At 74.9% G+C, this 3,145-nt stretch carries 1 protein-coding gene; it reads left to right on the top strand.

The annotated features are described in order from the left end of the window. A partial coding sequence (locus tag ACWCO3_RS33305) for an SDR family NAD(P)-dependent oxidoreductase (protein ID WP_450013910.1) occupies positions 1–3,145 on the top strand: 3,145 nt, incomplete at both ends.

The following is a 3,145-nucleotide window of genomic DNA, read 5'->3' as shown; positions in this document are numbered from 1 at the left end:
TCGTGCGGGCCCTGGCCGAGGCGTGGGTGCAGGGCGCACCCGTCGACTGGACCACAGTCATCCCGGCGGCACCGACAGTGGAACTGCCCACCTACCCCTTCCAGCGCCAACGCTTCTGGCCGCGCCCCAGCACCCGGGCACACGGCGACGCCTCCGCGTTCGGCCTGGCCCCCGTCACCCACCCGGTCCTCGGAGCGGCCCTCGGACTGGCCGGCGCCGACGGCACGATCGTCGCCGGACGGCTCTCGCTCACCACCCACCCGTGGCTCGCCGACCACCGCGTCTCCGGCCGCCTGGTGGTCCCCGGCACCGCCCTGCTCGACCTGGCCATCCGGATCGGCGACCAGCTCGGCTGCCCGACAGTCGCCGACCTCACCCTGGAACGGCCACTGATCGTCCCCGAGCAGGCCGGTCTGGCGTTGCAGGCGGTGGTCGACGCCGCCGGAGACGGGCCGGACCGCGCGTTCACCCTCTACGCCCGGCCGGACACCGCCGACGCCGAACAGCAGTGGACCCGACACGCGACCGGTCTGCTCAGCACCACCCGACCGGACGCACCCGAACCACTCCCGGTCTGGCCGCCGGCCGGCGCGCAGGCCGTCGCAGTGGACGGCTTCTACCCGGACCTGGAAGCCCGCGGCTACGGCTACGGCCCGGCCTTCCAGGGGCTGCGGGCGATCTGGCGCTCCGGCGACGACGTGTACGCCGAGGTCGCCCTGCCCCGAGGAACCGACGCCGACACGTACGGGCTGCACCCGGCGCTGCTCGACGCGGCACTGCACCCGATCGGGCTGGCCCTCGAACCGGCCGGCGCCGAACAGGGCGGCCTGCTGCCGTTCTCCTGGACCGACGTCGACCTGCTCGCCTCCGGCGCGGAGATGCTGCGCGTCCGGCTGCGACCACAGGGCCCGGACACGGTGTCGGTGCTCGCCGCCGACCAGAGCGGCAGCCCGGTCCTGTCGATCGCCTCGCTCGTGCTGCGCCCGATCGCCGCCGGTGCCCTGGAGACGGCCGACGACCCGGCCCGCACCTCGCTGTTCCGCCTCGACTGGACCCCGCTGACCCTTCCCGCCGCAGGTGCTCCCGCCCTCGTCGCGGTCCTCGGCGTCGACGAGATCGGGGTGTCCGCGGCCCTCGCCGAGGCCGGACACGACGTCGTGGCGTACGCCGATCTCGCCGGCGACCCGAGCCGACGCCCCGACCTGGTCATCGCTCCGTTCGGCCCGGGCGACACCGAAGGTGCCGTCGCCGCTGCCGCGACCGCCGCGACCCACTCCTTCCTCGCCCTGCTCCAGGACTGGCTCACCGGACCGGACGCCCGGCTCGTGGTGGTGACCCGCCACGCCGTCTCGACAGGTGCCGAGGACCCGATCGAGGACCTGGTGCACGCCCCCCTCTGGGGTCTGGTCCGCGCCGCCCAGGCCGAGAACCCGGACCGCCTCCAACTGGCCGACCTGGACGGCGACGCCGCCTCGGCGGCCGCACTGGTCGCCGCGACCGGCACCGGGGAACCGCAGGTCGCGGTGCGCGGCGGCACCGCGTACGCGCTGCGCCTGGCCCGCGCCGCGACCACCCCGGCCCTGGTCCTGCCGGACGGGGACGAGCCGTGGCGCCTCGACGTACGGGAGCGCGGCACCTTCGACAACCTGGAACTGCTGCCCTGCCCGGAGATCGGCTGGGACCTGCCGGACGGGCACGTCCGCGTCCGCATCCACGCCAGCGGCCTGAACTTCCGGGACGTGGTGCTGACCCTCGGCATGGTCCCGGACCAGCAGGTCCTCGGCAACGAGGCGGCCGGTGAGATCGTCGAGGTGGGGCCGGGGGTGCGCGGCTACGCCGTCGGTGACCGGGTGATGGGTCTCTTCTCCGGCTCGATGGCGCCGATCGGCGTCACCGATCACCGCATGATCGCCAAGGTGCCCGACGACTGGTCGTACCCGGTCGCCGCGACGGTGCCGGTCGCCTTCCTCACCGCGTACTACGGTCTGGTCGACGCCGGTCACCTCCGCGCCGGGCAGTCGGTGCTGGTGCACGCCGCGACCGGCGGCGTCGGCATGGCCGCCGTCCAGCTCGCCCGGCACTTCGGCGCCGACGTGTTCGGCACCGCCAGCCCCGGCAAGTGGGACGTGCTGCGCGCCGACGGCTTCACCGACGACCGGATCGCCTCGTCGCGCAGCCTCGACTTCGAGCAGCGCATCCTCGGGGCGACCGGTGGGCGCGGCGTCGACGTGGTCCTGGACTCCCTGGCCGGTGAGTTCGTCGACGCGTCGCTGCGGCTGCTGCCCCGGGGCGGGCGGTTCGTCGAGATGGGCAAGACCGACATCCGCCACGCCGAAACCGTGGCCGCGCAGCACCCGGGCGTCGGCTACCAGGCGTTCGACCTGATCGAGGCCGGCGGCGACCGGATCCGCGAGATCTGGACCGAGCTGATGGCCCTCTTCGCGGCCGGGCACCTGCACCCGATGCCGCTGCGCACCTGGGACCTGCGCCGTGCGCCGGAGGCGTTCCGTTTCCTCAGCCAGGCCCGGCACATCGGCAAGATCGCCCTCACCCTGCCGCCCCGGCCGGACCCGGAGGGCACCGTCCTCATCACCGGTGGCACCGGCACGCTCGGCGCGCTGATGGCCCGGCACTTCGCCCGGCAGGGTCGCCGTCACCTGCTGCTCACCAGCCGGCGCGGCCCGCAGGCACCCGGTGCCGCCGACCTGTGCGCGGAACTCGCCGACCTCGGCGCGCAGGCCCGCGTCGTCGCCTGCGACACCGCCGACCGGGAGGCCCTGGCCGCACTGCTTGCCGGCATTCCGGCCGAGCACCCGCTCAGCACAGTGGTGCACGCGGCAGGCGTCCTCGCCGACGGCGTGGTCGGCTCGCTGACACCGGAGCGCCTGGACGAGGTGATGCGGCCCAAGGTGGACGCGGCCTGGCACCTGCACGAACTGACCCGCGCCGCGCCGGTCGCCGAGTTCGTGCTCTTCTCCGCTGGCGCCGGGACCTTCGGCGGTGCCGGCCAGGCGAACTACGCGGCGGCCAACACGTTCCTCGACGCCCTCGCCCAGCACCGGCGCGACCAGGGGCTACCCGCCGTGGCGCTGGCCTGGGGACTGTGGGCCGACGCCAGTGGGATGACCGGCCACCTGGACGCGAC

The organism is Micromonospora sp. NPDC002411 (assembly GCF_053592955.1).
This window is presented reverse-complemented; position numbering and strand designations above follow the sequence as displayed.